The sequence below is a fragment of the Ralstonia sp. 25C genome (genome assembly GCF_051904805.1).
Taxonomy (GTDB): Bacteria; Pseudomonadota; Gammaproteobacteria; order Burkholderiales; family Burkholderiaceae; genus Ralstonia.
Genome location: NZ_CP196737.1, coordinates 1,458,004 through 1,472,080, shown reverse-complemented (window position 1 = coordinate 1,472,080; position 14,077 = coordinate 1,458,004). Strand labels below are relative to the sequence as shown.

At 63.2% G+C, this 14,077-nt stretch carries 15 protein-coding genes; 1 reads left to right on the top strand and 14 read right to left on the bottom strand.

The window, feature by feature from the left end:
- Positions 1-111 precede the first annotated feature (111 nt).
- From ACS7SF_RS06835 to xapA, 5 genes are read right to left on the bottom strand one after another with little or no spacing between them, the layout of a single operon-like run.
- A complete protein-coding gene (locus ACS7SF_RS06835; protein ID WP_439892272.1) occupies positions 112-1,395 on the bottom strand; it encodes a nucleoside permease in 1,284 nt (427 codons plus the stop codon).
- 19 nt (positions 1,396-1,414) lie between these two features.
- Positions 1,415-2,158 (bottom strand): outer membrane protein OmpK, encoded by a 744-nt coding sequence (locus tag ACS7SF_RS06830; protein WP_439892271.1) that lies wholly within the window; start codon positions 2,156-2,158, stop codon positions 1,415-1,417.
- A gap of 54 nt (positions 2,159-2,212) precedes the next feature.
- Complete coding sequence (locus ACS7SF_RS06825) at positions 2,213-3,442, bottom strand: phosphopentomutase (RefSeq protein ID WP_439892270.1); 1,230 nt, start codon at positions 3,440-3,442, stop codon at positions 2,213-2,215.
- A 10-nt stretch (positions 3,443-3,452) separates the two neighbouring features.
- Positions 3,453-4,208, bottom strand: a complete 756-nt coding sequence (gene deoC, locus ACS7SF_RS06820; RefSeq protein ID WP_439892269.1) for a deoxyribose-phosphate aldolase — start codon at positions 4,206-4,208, stop codon at positions 3,453-3,455.
- Positions 4,209-4,242: 34 nt separating this feature from the next.
- A complete protein-coding gene (gene xapA, locus ACS7SF_RS06815) occupies positions 4,243-5,070 on the bottom strand; it encodes a xanthosine phosphorylase (RefSeq protein ID WP_439892268.1) in 828 nt (275 codons plus the stop codon).
- 308 nt (positions 5,071-5,378) lie between these two features.
- On the opposite strand from xapA, the gene ACS7SF_RS06810 reads away from it, so the two are divergent.
- Entirely contained in the window at positions 5,379-6,302 is a 924-nt protein-coding gene (locus tag ACS7SF_RS06810; RefSeq protein ID WP_439892267.1) for a LysR family transcriptional regulator, read from the top strand.
- 19 nt (positions 6,303-6,321) lie between these two features.
- Here ACS7SF_RS06810 and ACS7SF_RS06805 read toward each other — a convergent pair whose 3' ends face one another.
- The 9 genes from ACS7SF_RS06805 to rpe all read right to left on the bottom strand — a co-directional run bounded on the left by ACS7SF_RS06805 (position 6,322) and on the right by rpe (position 14,012).
- Positions 6,322-7,113, bottom strand: a complete 792-nt coding sequence (locus ACS7SF_RS06805) for a uracil-DNA glycosylase (RefSeq protein WP_439892266.1) — start codon at positions 7,111-7,113, stop codon at positions 6,322-6,324.
- The gene (locus ACS7SF_RS06800; protein ID WP_439892716.1) at positions 7,110-7,775 is read right to left on the bottom strand and encodes a CYTH domain-containing protein; all 666 of its coding nucleotides are present in this window, start codon (positions 7,773-7,775) and stop codon (positions 7,110-7,112) included. Before ACS7SF_RS06800 ends, ACS7SF_RS06805 begins: the two co-directional genes overlap by 4 nt.
- Before the next feature lie 8 nt (positions 7,776-7,783).
- Positions 7,784-8,587 (bottom strand): indole-3-glycerol phosphate synthase TrpC, encoded by an 804-nt coding sequence (trpC, locus tag ACS7SF_RS06795; RefSeq protein WP_439892265.1) that lies wholly within the window; start codon positions 8,585-8,587, stop codon positions 7,784-7,786.
- A 12-nt stretch (positions 8,588-8,599) separates the two neighbouring features.
- Complete coding sequence (trpD, locus tag ACS7SF_RS06790) at positions 8,600-9,637, bottom strand: anthranilate phosphoribosyltransferase (RefSeq protein ID WP_439892264.1); 1,038 nt, start codon at positions 9,635-9,637, stop codon at positions 8,600-8,602.
- Positions 9,638-9,650: 13 nt separating this feature from the next.
- Entirely contained in the window at positions 9,651-10,076 is a 426-nt protein-coding gene (locus tag ACS7SF_RS06785) for a lysozyme inhibitor LprI family protein (RefSeq protein WP_439892715.1), read from the bottom strand.
- Positions 10,073-10,642, bottom strand: a complete 570-nt coding sequence (locus tag ACS7SF_RS06780) for an aminodeoxychorismate/anthranilate synthase component II (RefSeq protein ID WP_439892263.1) — start codon at positions 10,640-10,642, stop codon at positions 10,073-10,075. Before ACS7SF_RS06780 ends, ACS7SF_RS06785 begins: the two co-directional genes overlap by 4 nt.
- 17 nt (positions 10,643-10,659) lie before the next feature.
- A complete protein-coding gene (gene trpE, locus ACS7SF_RS06775; protein ID WP_439892262.1) occupies positions 10,660-12,201 on the bottom strand; it encodes an anthranilate synthase component I in 1,542 nt (513 codons plus the stop codon).
- Between the two features lie 357 nt (positions 12,202-12,558).
- Entirely contained in the window at positions 12,559-13,287 is a 729-nt protein-coding gene (locus ACS7SF_RS06770; protein WP_439892261.1) for a phosphoglycolate phosphatase, read from the bottom strand.
- Entirely contained in the window at positions 13,287-14,012 is a 726-nt protein-coding gene (gene rpe / locus ACS7SF_RS06765; RefSeq protein ID WP_439892260.1) for a ribulose-phosphate 3-epimerase, read from the bottom strand. The genes ACS7SF_RS06770 and rpe overlap by 1 nt, the downstream gene beginning before the upstream one ends.
- Between the last annotated feature and the right edge of the window lie 65 nt (positions 14,013-14,077).

Here is a 14,077-nt window from a genome sequence, read left to right as displayed (position 1 = left end):
GTTAGTCGGATCGCGTGAGATTGGCAGATCAATTTTCTGTGCCATACCCACGCGTTCCAACGCTAGTTCAAGCGACGACCAAAGCCAAAACAGGCTGCCTAATCGGAGATATCAATGTGCTGCAGGTGGTCTGCCTGGTGCCAACCCCAGCGCGTTGCCGTGTGGCACATGCCTGTAGCGGAACAAAACGAAGAAGGCCACTGCCAGGATCAGCGTGTAGGCCGCAAACACAGACCAGATGGCCGACCAGTTCCGCACGCCGCTGTTGGCGTAGCTGTCCACCACGATGCCGCTGATCCTTGCACCCACGAATGCGCCAATGCCATTGACCGTGGTGATGAACAGCCCCTGCGCGCTACCTCGGATGGCGCTGCCCACTTCCTTTTCAATGAAGATGGAACCCGAGATATTGAAGAAATCAAATGCGCAGCCATACGCCACCATCGACAGCACCAGTAGCACGGTGCCAGTGGCCGATGGATCGCCTAGCGCAAAAAAGCCAAAGCGCAATGTCCAGGCCAGCATGCTGATGATCATGACGGTCTTGATGCCGAACTTTCTGAGGAAGAACGGAATCGTCAGGATGAAGACGATCTCCGAAAACTGCGAGATCGACAGCAGCATCGACGGATACTGCACGACCAGGCTGCCTTGGTAGAGCGGGTTGCGCGCGAAGTCGTGCAGGAACGGATTGCCAAAGGTATTGGTGATTTGCAGGACCGCGCCCAGCAGCATGGCAAACAGGAAGAACACCGCCATCTTGGGCTGACGGAACAGCACGAGCGCATCCAACCCCAGCTTGCTGGCCAGCGTTGTTTGGCCTGCGCGCGCGCGGGCTGCCACCGGAACACGCGGTAGGAACATCAGCCCGTACAGCGCCAGCAGTAAGGAGGCCCCGGAAGCGATATAAAGCTGCACGCTGCTTAGTTCAAACCTGAGCAGGCTGATGGCCCACATTGCCATGATGAACCCCGCCGTGCCGAATACCCGGATGCGGGGAAAGTTAGTCACCGTGTCGAGCCCATTCTTCTCCAGGCAGTAATAGGAGATGGTATTGAGCAGGGACATGGTCGGCATGAATGCCATCATGTTGATCAGCATGACCCAGAACATGGTGGTTGGATCCCCCGTGCCCGCAGCAATAAAGAGCGTGGCGGCACTGGCCAGATGGCAAGCCACATACAACCAGTTTGCGGGGATGAGCCTGTCGGCAACAATGCCAAGCAAGCCCGGCATGATGATGGCCGCAATGCCCTTGGTGCTGTAGACGCTACCCACCTGGGTGCCATTGAAACCCAGTGTGTTGATCATGTAGGAGCCCAGCGTGACGACCCAGCTTCCCCACACGAAATACTGCATGAACGACAGAAACTTCAGCCGGTTCCTGATATGCATGATCGCTCTCCGTGCCTAGTCAGAAGTTGTAGCGCAGGGTGGCGATATAGGCATCGGTTAAGCCTTCAGCGCCGAGGGTGTTCCATGCATACCGATACTTCGCACCGACCGCCCAGTTCTTCGTCACATTCCACGTCAGCGCCAGTGCGCCATTTAGGCTGTAGTGAGGGGATTTTCCGGGGCGATAGGCCTGCTTTCTGGCGAAGTCGTATTCATTCCAGTTGGAAAGGCTGAACGATTTGCTGGCCACCTGGAAAGGCCAGATTGCCGCCCAGCCAAGCTGATAACCGTTCCAGCCGGCAAAGCCTGAACTGGCGTTGGTGTAGAGCGCCCCGATAAACGGTCTGAATCGGACTGGGCCGACGTCCATGTTGTAACCCACGCCGAACACATTGCTGTATTCGTGAAACCTTTTGGCAGCGGGCGCCTTGACCTGTGCAAACAGGTTCCAGCCGTTGCCCTTTTCGTTGTTGTTCAGGTAGTACCGAATCTGCCCCTTGGGATAGATCGAATAGCGATCACCGGATTTCTCAACGTTTTCAAGGTCGATAAATCCGTACAACTCGCCCCAGTTATAGGTGCTGCCGCCTTCCAGTTCGACATAGACGAAGTCGTCGCGGGAAAAACTCGGTGTGTGGTTCCAGGCCAGATAATTGACGCTGATATTGGCAAAGCCGGAGCGCTGCTCCGCCTGTGCCGGGCTGGTCGCTAGAAGCGCAGCCGGAACCGATGCCAAATAGGCGATGCTCCTGATGTTGCGCACGTCTCTCTCCTCCGTTGGGGATTCTTGTTTTTGATTGTTGTGGTCAGTACGACTTCAAGCGGTGCATGCAGCGAGTAGGCACCGCCCATGGTCTATCGGGGGCAATTTCAGCCATGTCGCCACGGTTTGTCCGATGTCCGCAAAAGAATCCAGAACCCTAAGCGAACCGGGGGCGATGCGTTGCCCGAACAGCAACACCGGGACGTGCTCGCGGGTGTGATCCGATCCGGGCCAGGACGGGTCGCAGCCATGGTCTGCGGTGAGAATCAGCAGGTCATCCTCGCGCAAGGCCGCCAGTAGGCGGGGAAGCAGCCCGTCCAGGAACTCCAGCTCTCGCGCATAGCCGGCAATGTCTCGGCGGTGCCCGAAGCTCTGATCAAAATCCACAAAGTTGGTCATGACGAGGCTGCGCTCGGGGGCCTGTGCGACCTGCTCCAGCGTTGCAGAAAAGAGGCCATCCGTGCCATACGCCTTGATGGTCTGGCTGATGCCCTGGTGAGCGAAGATGTCGGCAATTTTTCCGATGCCGACAACATGACCGCCCGCTGCGCAGAGTGTGTCCAGCACAGTGGGTGAGGGCGGAGGGGTGGTGTAGTCGCGGCGGTTGTGGGTACGTTGAAACGTCTCAGCGCCATCGCCGGCAAACGGCCTGGCGATCACGCGCCCAACCCGCCAAGGGTCGATTTCTTCGCGGATGATCTCGCACAGCGCGTACAGCCGTTCCAGCCCGAACGTGTCTTCGTGACACGCCACCTGAAAGACCGAATCCGCCGAGGTGTAGACGATGGGCCAGCCGGTTTGCATGTGCTGCTCGCCAAGCCGTCGGATGATGTCTGTGCCCGATGCGTGGCAATCGCCCAGCCAGCCGTTGATCCCGGTGCGGGTGGCGATCCGCTCCATCAGCGCTTGGGGGAAGCAGCGTCCGTCCGCGCCTTGCTCAAAGACACCCCACTCGAAGGTGACGGGAACGCCGGCCATTTCCCAGTGGCCGGAAGGTGTGTCCTTGCCGCGACTGACTTCTCGGGCTGCCGCCCATGCGCCGATGGCCGGGCCATCTTCTCCGCAAAGCGATGCGCCGCTGGCCAGGCGCAGCGCGTGCCCCAACCCTAGTTGACGCAACACTGGAATTTGTAGCGGGCCGTCGCGTCCGGTATTGGCGTGGCCGTTGGCGCAATGCTGATCGATGTGCAGCAGCGTGTTGGCGCCGGTGTCGCCGAATTTGTCGGCATCCGGCAAGGCGCCGATGCCCAATGAATCCAGCACCAGGATGAATGCGCGTGCCATGGTGCTGCCCTCAATAGCCGGCGGTTGACGAACCTTCAGTCGATGCCAGCAAGTTGGCCAGCAGGCTCGATGTGCCGAAGCGGAAGTGCTCGGGATTCACCCAGTCCATGCCGAGCGCCTGTTCTGCCAGATCGAGGTACACCTCGGCCTCGGCCTGATTGCGCACGCCGCCTGCCGCCTTGAAACCGCAGTCGCGGTTATGGTTGGCAATGACATCCAGCATGATGGCGGCAGCTTCCGGCGTAGCGTGTACGGAGGCCTTTCCCGTGGAGGTCTTGAGGAAATCCGCGCCGCCTTCGATTGCAATGACGGAGGCCTGCCGGATCAGATTGGGCAATGCCAGCTCGCCCGATTCGATGATGACTTTCAATACACGGTCGCCGCAGGCCTGCTTGCAGGCGCGTACCAGTTGTGCGCCCGTGCGGGTATCTCCCGCCTGCAATGCCCGCCACGGAAAGACCACATCGACTTCATCTGCGCCCAGCGCAATGGCCTGCTCGGTCTGTGCGGCAGCGGCTTCGATATCGGCGGCCCCGTGCGGAAAATTCGTGACGGTGGCAATCCGCACCTGTGTCAGCGACTGCGATGCCAGACATGCACGGGCGGTCGCAATGAACTGCGGGTAGATACAGACCGCCGCCGGCGCACCGAGTGGCGTGGCCGCCTGCCGGCACAGGGTCTGGATGCTGTCGTCGGTATCCTCGTCGCGCAGCGAGGTCAGATCCATCAGGGCGATGATGCGGGCAATGCGGTCAGTCTGGTTCATGGGGCGATGGGAAGAGGGCGGGTCGATTGGCGATTCAGCGTGCGCTCATGTCGGCAAAGAAAGCGCGGATCAGCCGCATGAAATCTTCGGTGGCCAGTGCCGCGCAACGCAGCGTCTGCTCGTGCGACAGCGGTGTGTCGGACAGGCCTTCCGCAAGATTGGTAATGGCGGAAACGGCGACAACCTTCAGCCCGCAATGACGTGCGGAAATGACCTCAGGCACAACCGACATGCCCACCACATCGCAGCCCAGCGTCTGCATCATGCGGATCTCAGCGGGGGTCTCAAAATTGGGGCCGGTATAGGCGGCAAATACGCCTTCGGCGAGGTCAATACCGATGCTGCTGGCGACCTTCTTCAGGTGCTCGCGCAGCTCTAGGTCGTACGCATTGGCGAGACTGAAGAACCGCGGCCCGAAGCGCTCGTCGTTGGCCCCGACCATGGGGGACTCCGGCATGAAGTTGATGTGATCGGTCAGGCAGACCAGTCTGCCTGGTGCAACCTCCCGGCGCATGGAGCCTGCTGCATTGGTGACCAGCAAGAATTCACAATCGAGCAGCCGGAAGGTGCGTACCGCATCGGTCATCACCTGCATGCCGTGGCCTTCGTAAAAATGGCCGCGGCCTTTCATGCTGAGCACGGGCACGTCTTCGAGCCATCCGGCCACCAGTTCGCCCGCGTGGCCTGCCACGCCGCTTGCCGGGAACCCGGGCAAATCAGCGTAAGAAATGGTGACGGCATCTCGCATTGAATCGGCCAGCACGCCCAGGCCAGAACCCAGAATGAGTGCAGCGCGCGGGGCAAAGCCAGGGATGCGTTGGCGGATGATGTCGGCGGCGATCGCGGGGTTGGTTTGAGTCATGGGACGATCCTGATGGTGAGGGTTTCCATTGGCGAAAATCGATCCTAGAGTCGCGCTCACATGCGAGTCCAATACATTCAGTGGGTCTTTTTATATAGAGCTTGTATGGATGCAGGCGCCGCGCCATGGCGGCCACCCTCTGTAACGCCGCCTCTGCAGTCGGTGCCACTGTCGCGCACAACAATCGACAATTCATCCGACGGGTGGGCACGGGAATGCACACGTCGTGAAGTCAAATCCCTTGTCACGACGGTGCTGAACGGGGAGGGCAACTTAAAATCGGCGCATTGCTGTTCTTTGCATACGCCATGAATGCATCTCGCCAGCTAGCCCCCGACTTGACCCGGATCAATCTGCGGTTGCTTCGCTATTTTCAAGTGGTCGCGCAGGAGCTGAGCTTTAGCAAGGCGGCGCTGCGCTTGAACATGTCGCAGCCGCCGCTCAGCCTGCATATCCGAGAGTTGGAAGAGATCCTGCAAACACAGTTGCTGGTGCGTACCACCCGGTCGGTTGGTCTGACCCCGGCGGGCCGCCTCTTGCTGGATGAAGTGGACAGGATTCTCGAAAACATTGACGACTCGTTGCGCCAGGTGAGTCAGCTCGGGCGTGCTGAGGCGGAGCACATCCAGTTGGGTGTCGTTGGCACGGCGGTGTGGGGTGTTCTGCTATCGACGTTGCGCCGGTTTGTTGCCGCATCTCCGCAAGTGACATGGTCGCTCACCGAACTGTCGCCTGCCCAGCAAATCAACGCATTGCAGCACCATCACATTGATCTGGGTGTTTGCCGGACGGACCACATCACCCTTCCGCCAGGGCTGACCAGCCAGTTGATCGGCCGGGAGGAGATTGTGCTTGCTGTGTCAGCGGAACACGCGCTGGCTGGCCAGTCCGTCGTCGCGCTGGAGGATCTTGCCGCCGAGGATTTTGTATCGCTGTCGGTGCAGGAATCCAGTCTGGGGGCCTTTGTGTACGCCGCCTGTCTTGAGCGCGGGTTGTCGCCACGACTGGTCCATCAGGTAGCAGAGCCACAGACTGCGCTTGCCTTGGTTGCCGATGGCTACGGTATTGCGCTGCTGCCGGCAAGCTGTGCCCGCATTGCGTGGCCGGGTGTCGGGTTCTGTGCGCTGCGAGAGCGGCTGGCGGCCGACCTCTACGCGGTGTATGACCCCTGTCAGCGATCGCCTGCAGTGAGTGCGTTTCTGCAACTGCTGCAGGCGAGTCAGTCGGGCTGATGGTGATGTGGTGCCAGCCTCAGCCCACCTGCGGCTTCAACCAATCAATCGCCGGCTGATGTTGCGCCCCCAGCCAGTCATTCGCCGCCTTGAAGTGCCCACACCCCAAAAACCCCCGATGCGCCGACAACGGCGACGGGTGCGGCGCTTCCAGCACCAGATGCCCCTCCGGCAGCAGCGCGCGCTTGGCCTGCGCATGGCTGCCCCACAGCATGAAGACGCGCTTGTGGCCAACGCGTGCCAACTGCTCCAGCAGGCAATCGGTAATGCGCTCCCAGCCGCGCTTGGCGTGGCTCGCGGCCTGGCCTTGCTCGACGGTCAGTACGGTGTTGAGCAGCAGCACGCCTTGCCGCGCCCAGCCTTCGAGATTGCCCGAGGCGCTCGGCAGCTTGCAGGCGTATTCCGCTTCAATTTCCTTGTAGATGTTGCGCAGGCTGGGCGGCACGCGCACGCCGGCCGGCACCGAGAACGCCAGCCCATGCGCCTGCGGAATCTCGCGGCCATCGACGGTGCCCGTGCCGTGATACGGGTCCTGCCCGAGGATGACGACGCGCACGTCGTCCACCGACGTCAAATGCAGCGCGCGAAAGACATCCGTTGGAAAGATCGGCTTGCCCGCTGCGCGTTCGCCATCGACGAACGCGCACAACGCTGGCCAATTGGTCTGCGCGATGCAGGGCGTCAGGAGGGCTTTCCAGTCGGCGGGCAGCGCATCGAATTGCTCGGCCAGCGGGGTGAAACCTTCGTTCGAAGCGTCGGCGACGGGCTCATCGAAGAGAGCGGCTTGCGCGGGATTCACGCGACGCGTCATGCCTTGCCCCCGATGGCTTTCGCGCGCAACTGATAGCCGCGCTGCGCCTTGCTGATGTCGAGCGGCGACAGGCCGGGCACGGCGGCGCGCAGCGTTTGTGTCCAGGCGTGCAAGCGCTCGGCGATGGTGTCTTCGCTGAGCGTGCTGCCGGCGGCCGGTTTCCACTCCAGTTCCAGCTCGTCGATCGGCTCGCGCGCTTGCGTGCCGGGGATGAGGATGGCGCCGGCATCCAGTGCGATCTCGATCTCACCGCCGTCAGCCGTCACGTGCCAGAGGCGGCGCGTGAAGTCGGTGCGAAAGAGCGGGGCGAGTGCCGCCGCGTGTGGGCGAACGTAGTCGGCGGCTTCGGCGGCGTGATGAGCGGCGAACGCGTCGACCGACAGCGTGTCGTCGTTCAGCGGCACTTCCCATTCGTGGCGTGCCGACAGACCGCCTTTGGCGCCGGCTTCACCGGCAGTCTTCAAGGTTTGCAGCCACTGCTTGCCCTGTCGGCGCACGCGCAGCGCGGCGCGCTGGCGGGCGAGTGCCTGGTCCGGCGTGTCGTAGTAGACGTTGGCCAATTCCACCGAGCCGGCGGGCTGGGCGTTCGCATCCAACCAGCCGACCAGCGCGTCGTGTGTGCCGGCGGATACGGCCAGCTTCAGTTCAATCTCGCGGCCCATGGTATCGGTCAAGCAAACAGGCGAGCCAGTTCAGCACCCGGGTCGTCCGCGCGCATGAACGCTTCGCCGACGAGGAAGGCGTTGACGGCGGCGGCGCGCAGCTTGCGTACATCGTCCTGCGTGCGGATGCCCGATTCGGTCACGACGATGCGGTCGTCCGGCATGTGCTTGAGCAGGCCGATCGTGGTGTCGAGCGTGGTTTCGAACGTGCGCAGGTTGCGGTTGTTCACGCCCACCAGCGGCGTTTGCAGACGCAGGGCGCGGTCCAGCTCGTGGCCGTCGTGCACTTCCACCAGCACGTCGAGACCGAGTTCCAGCGCGCAGGCTTCGAGTTCGACCATCAGCCCCTGGTCCAGCGCGGCGACGATCAGCAGGATGCAGTCCGCACCCCATGAGCGCGCTTCATACACCTGGTACAGGTCGACCATGAAGTCCTTGCGCAGGACAGGCAATGTGCAGGCGGCGCGGGCTTCCCGCAGGTAATCGGCATGGCCCTGGAAGAACTGCTCGTCGGTCAGCACGGAGAGGCACGCGGCGCCGTGCTCGGCATAGCTGCGAGCGATCTCGGCGGGCTTGAAGTTGGGGCGCAGCAGACCCTTGGAGGGCGAGGCCTTTTTCACCTCGGCGATGACGGCGGCGTGGCCGGCGGCGATCTTGTCGCGCATCGACTTGGCAAAGCCGCGCGGGGCGAGGGTGCTGTCGGTGCGGTTGGCTTCGGCCTCGGCGCGCACGCTGGCCAAGTCACGATGCTTGCGCGCGGCAGCCACTTCTTCGGCCTTCACGGCCAGGATTTTGTTCAGGATGTCGGACATGAGTGAACAGGCTTAGGCTTTGAATTGGTTGGTGACGCGCACGAGTTCGTCGAGCTTGGCACGTGCGGCGCCGCTGGCAATGGCCTCGCGCGCAAGCTTCATGCCGTCGCCGATGGAGCCGGCAATGTTGGCCGCATACAGCGCCGCGCCCGCGTTGAGCGAAACGATCTCGCGCGGCGTGCCGGGCTTGTTGTCGAGCGCATCGATCAGCATGGCTTTGGATTCTTCCGCGTCGGCCACCTTCAGGCTGCGGTTGGAGACCATTTGCAGGCCGAAGTCTTCGGGGTGAATTTCGTACTCGGTCACCACGCCATCTTTCAACTCGCCGACCAGCGTGGCGGCGCCCAGCGACACCTCGTCCATGCCGTCCTTGCCGTAGACCACCACGGCGTGCTTCGCGCCCAGGCGTTGCATCACGCGCACCTGAATGCCGACCAGGTCCGGATGGAACACGCCCATCAGGATGTTCGGCGCGCCGGCCGGGTTAGTCAGCGGCCCGAGGATGTTGAAGATCGTGCGCACGCCCAGTTCCTTGCGGATTGGGGCGACGTTCTTCATGGCGGGGTGGTGGTTGGGCGCGAACATGAAGCCGATGCCCGCTGTCTCGATCGATTCGGCCACCTGCTCGGGCGTGAGCATGATGTTCACGCCCAGCGCTTCGAGCACATCGGCGCTGCCCGACTTGGAGCTGACGCCGCGTCCGCCATGCTTGGCAATGCGCGCGCCGGCCGCAGCCGCCACGAACATCGACGCGGTGGAGATGTTGAACGTGTTCGCACCGTCGCCGCCCGTGCCGACGATGTCGACAAAGTGATCCGACACCCCGGCCGGCACTTCGACCTTGGTGGCGAACTCGCGCATGACGGTCGCAGCGGCCGCGATTTCGCCGATGGTCTCTTTTTTTACGCGCAGCCCCATCGTGAGGGCGGCGGCCATGACGGGCGACATCTCGCCGCGCATGATCAGCCGCATCAGGTGCAGCATTTCGTCGTGGAAAATTTCGCGGTGCTCAATGCAGCGGACGAGCGCTTCTTGCGGAGTGATGGGCATGGTCGTTCCGGATTCAGTTGGGGGCCGCCGGGGCCGGGGTCGCCGGTCCGGCTTCACGCAGGGCGCCGATGCGCTCGCGCAAGAGGTCGGCCTCGCACGCGCCTTCAGCCAGGTCGGCATCGGGCGTGTTGCGGGCCAGGCGGCGGCGCAGGTCACATTCGGCCTGCCGATAGAGTTGGTGCGCGCGCACGGTGCGGTCGAAGGCCATGGCGGCGCCCTTGTCCGTTCCCGCGTTGGCGGTGATGCGGGCACGCAGTGCGTTGCGGCGCGTTGACTCCGCCCAGGCCAGTTCAGCCTGCGCTGCCTTGCGCGCGGTCTGCACGCATTGGGCGACATTGCCGGCTTCGGGTTGGGCGGCGCGACAGGCTTCCAGCGTACCGGCCATGGCCGGCAGGCTCGCCATCATTGCAACGATGACCGCACACGCGCGGCGCATCAGACGCGTTCCTTCAGGAAGTTGCCGAGCAGCGCGTGGCCGTGTTCCGACAGGATCGATTCCGGGTGGAATTGCACGCCTTCCACGGGCAGCGTCTTGTGGCGCACGCCCATGATTTCGCCGTCGGCCGTCCAGGCGGTCACTTCGAGGCAGTCGGGCAACGTTTCGCGCTCGATCGCCAGCGAGTGGTAGCGCGTCACCTTGAAGTGGCGCGGCAGATTCGCGAACACGCCCACGCCGGTGTTTTCAATGGTGTCGACCTTGCCGTGCATCACCTTCTGTGCGCGGATCACCCGGCCACCGAATGCATCGGCAATCGCTTGGTGGCCGAGGCACACGCCCAGGATGGGCACGCGCCCTGCAAAGTGCTTGAGCGCCGGCACCAGAATGCCGGCTTCCATCGGCGTGCACGGCCCGGGCGACAGGCAGATGCGTTCCGGGTTCAGCTTCTCGATCTCTTCGATCGTGATTTCGTCATTGCGCACGGTGCGCACATCCTGACCCAGCTCACCGAAGTACTGGACGATGTTGTAGGTGAAGGAGTCGTAGTTATCGAGCATCAACAGCATGGTGGTCTCCTTACCTCTCAGAAATCGGCGTCGAGGCCGTCTTGCACTTGCTCGGCGGCACGCAGCACGGCGCGGGCCTTGTGTTCGGTTTCCCTCCATTCGGCATCCGGGTCCGAATCGGCCACCACGCCGGCCGCGGCCTGCACGTACAGGTTGCCGTCCTTGATGATGCCGGTGCGGATGGCGATGGCCAGATCCATCTCACCCGAGAAGGAGAGATACCCCACCGCGCCGCCATAGATGCCGCGCTTGACGGGCTCCAGCTCGTCGATGATCTCCATCGCCCGCACCTTGGGCGCGCCCGACAGCGTGCCGGCGGGGAAGGTCGCGCGCAGCACGTCCATGTTGGTTATGCCGGGCTTCAGGCGCCCCTCGACCGAACTCACGATGTGCTGCACGTGCGAATACTTTTCGATGACCATCTGGTCGGTCACCTTCACCGAACCGATCTCGGCAATGCGGCCGATGTCGTTGCGCGCCAGGTCGATCAGCATGACGTGCTCGGCGATTTCCTTCGGGTCGTTGAGCAGTTCGGTCGCCAGTTCGGCGTCGCGCTCGGGCGTGCTGCCGCGCGGGCGTGTGCCGGCCAGCGGGCGGATCGTCACGATGCGGGCGGATTCGTCGGCGCCGTTGCCGCCGTTTTCACCATTCGCGCTGGCAGGCACGCGACGTTCCTCTTGGCGCACCAAAATTTCCGGCGAGGCTCCGACGATCTGCATATCGCCGAAGTTGTAGAAGTACATGTATGGCGACGGGTTCAGCGAGCGCAGCGCGCGGTACAGCGACAGCGGCGCATCGCGGAACGGCTTGACCAGGCGCTGGCCGACCTGCACCTGCATCATGTCGCCGGCGGCGATGTACTCCTTGGCCTTGAGCACAGCGGTGATGTAGTCCGCCTTGTCGAACTCGCGGATCGTCTCGGTGCGCACCGACGACGACGTCACCGGCACGTCCACCGGCTGATGCAGCTTGGTGCGCAGCGCACGCAGACGCTGCTTGGCGCGCGAGTAGGCCTCGGGCTTGGACGGATCGGCGTAGACGATCAGGTAGAGCTTGCCCGACAGGTTGTCGATCACGGCCAGCTCTTCGCACAGCATGAGCTGGATGTCGGGCAGTTGCAGGTCGTCCGGCGGGGTGGTTTCAGCCAGACGCGGCTCGATGAAGCGCACAGCGTCGTAGCCGAAGTAGCCGGCCAGGCCACCGCAGAAGCGCGGCAGGCCTGGGCGCAGCGCCACTTTCTGGCGGCGCTCGAAGGCGGCGATGAAGTCCAGCGGGTTGCCCTCGTGCGTCTCGACGACCTTGCCGTCGGTCACGACTTCGGTGTGGTTGCCCTTCACGCGCAGCAGCGTGTGCGCATGCAGGCCGATGAAGGAGTAACGCCCGAAGCGCTCGCCGCCCACCACCGATTCCAGCAGGAAGGTGTGCGTGCCACGGTCGTGCGATTGCGCCAGCTTCAGGTACAGCGAAAGCGGCGTCTCCAGATCGGCCAGTGCCTCGGCAATCAGCGGGATGCGGTTGTAGCCCTGGTCGGCCAGCGATTTGAATTCGAGTTCGGTCATGAGCGGTCAGATCGATTCGCCGGCACGTTGTATCGCCCGCACCGGCATGCGTTCGCTCCACGGCAAACGCGATTGCGCCGTCGGAACGTTAGCAGAACATCAGGGGTGGGAACGCGAAAAACCGTGCGGTCCCGCAAAGGTCATCCGCAAGCCAAAGGCCACGGAAGACCGGCGGGCGGTCAGCGTTTGGGGCAGGAGATACAGCGGTGGTTCAGGCAGAGTGCGCCGAAACCGGGGGAGAACGATCAGCAGCCGTGCAAACGCTTACGCCCGAGCGAGGGCGTGCCAGGGTCGCCAGGGCCAGGCCCCCCGGTCACCACGAGCGAAGATGCGTTTGCGATTCAGGAACATGGATCGTCAGTTGGAAGCGGCAGATGTTGCGTTGTGTGGCTCAGCGTAGGGCTGAATCAGCTGCGCTGCCGCAAAAAGTGTGTCGACTATAGCATCGGCTCCCGCGTGCTGTATAGGCTGGCCGTGGTTGTACCCATATGGCACCGCCAGCACGCGCATGCCAGCGGCGCGGGCCGCGCGGGCGTCGTTTTCTGAGTCACCGATCGCTACGACTTCGGCTGGCTGCACGCCAAACGCTTCCGCCACCCGCAGCATGGGGTACGGATCGGGCTTGCGGTACGGAAAGGCGTCGCCGGGGTAGACGAGGTCGAAATAGTCGGCCAAGCCGAGCTGTGCCAGCAGCGGCTGCGTGAAATCGTGTGGCTTGTTCGTCACGCACGCGAGGGCGAGGCCCATGTCGCGCAATGCCGCCAGCCCTTCGCGCACGCCGTCATAGACATTCACGAACTGGCCGTTGATGGCGATGTAGGCGCGCTGGTAGGCGTCCAGTGCCTCGGCGAAGCGGCTGTTGGCCTGGGCGGGTGGCAGACGCGCGTCGAGCACGCGCCGCACGAGGTTCTCCGAGCCCTTGCCGACATAGCCGACGATTTCCTCGGCCGACATGTCCGGCACCGCGCCGAGCGCCTCCAGCATCTTGTTGATGGCGGCGTGGAAGTCGCCCGCTGTGTCGACCATCGTCCCGTCCAGGTCGATGATGACGGCGCGGACAGGGCCGCTCGGCAAGGTGCCCGTCATCACGACAGGCTGGCCAGGGCTTGGCGCAGCGCGCCCACGGTGCCGCGGTAGCCGCCGTCTGCATCCGGCTTGCCGAACACGGCCGAACCGGCGACGAAGGTGTCCGCACCTGCCTTGGCAATCTCGGCGATGTTGTCGGCCTTCACGCCACCGTCGATCTCCAGCAGGATCTTCCGGCCGGTCTTTTCCTGGTAGGCATCCAGCTTGTGGCGCACGAGGCGCAGCTTGTTCAGCGCTTCCGGAATGAACGACTGGCCGCCAAAGCCCGGGTTGACCGACATGATCAGCACCATGTCCAGGCGATCCATCACGTGGTCGAGGTAGTGCAGCGGCGTGGCCGGGTTGAACACGAGACCGGCCTTGCAGCCGTTGTCGCGGATCAGCGCGAGCGAGCGGTCGATGTGCTCGGACGCTTCCGGGTGGAAGGTGATCAAATCAGCGCCGGCCTTGGCAAAGTCGGGAATGATGCGATCGACCGGGCTCACCATCAGGTGCACGTCGATCGGCACCGGCTTGCCCTCCTTCACCGCGTGCGGGCGGATGGCTTCGCACACCAGCGGGCCGACGGTCAGGTTCGGCACGTAGTGGTTGTCCATCACATCGAAGTGGATCCAGTCGGCGCCCGATTCGAGCACGCGGCGCACTTCCTCGCCCAGGCGGGCAAAGTCGGCGGACAGGATGGACGGGGCAATGCGGAAACCGGACGGATCGATGGCTGCGGGCATGATGGGAGGCAAAAAAGGCGCGGATGCGAGAAGAAGACCGCTATTTTAGCCGGGATCAGCCAGCC